Below are 349 nucleotides of genomic sequence, written 5' to 3'. Positions count from 1 at the left end.
AAGCGCCGCAAGGTATATTTTCTTCATGTGTCTTCTGTGTTAATAATTAGTAAACCAAGGGAGGAAAGCCTCCCTTAGCTTTGGTTTTCTTCTTATTCTTCTCTGTTAATGTAAACCCATCCGGTTTTACTATCACCATTACCTAATTCAATAGAGTAATAGTAAGTACCTGTTGGAAGTTCATTACCTTTTTTGTCCTGACCATACCATTCGTTAGTATAAGCTCCCTGAGTAAACACCTCTTTACCGTAACGGTTAAAGATGCTTATCTTTCTTACATTAAACCCTGTAAGATCGAAATTGTCATTCTTATCATCACCGTTTGGAGAGATACCTTTAGGAATCATAC

The 349-nt window shown here is 36.7% G+C and carries 1 protein-coding gene; it reads right to left on the bottom strand.

Annotation, left to right across the window (positions count from 1 at the left end; translation table 11 throughout):
* Positions 1–92: 92 nt before the first annotated feature.
* The coding region (locus Q763_RS17295) for a T9SS C-terminal target domain-containing protein (RefSeq protein ID WP_035136328.1) at positions 93–349 on the bottom strand (257 nt) is incomplete at its 5' end.

This window comes from Flavobacterium beibuense F44-8 (assembly GCF_000769915.1).
Taxonomy (GTDB): Bacteria; Bacteroidota; Bacteroidia; order Flavobacteriales; family Flavobacteriaceae; genus Flavobacterium; species Flavobacterium beibuense.
This window is presented reverse-complemented; position numbering and strand designations above follow the sequence as displayed.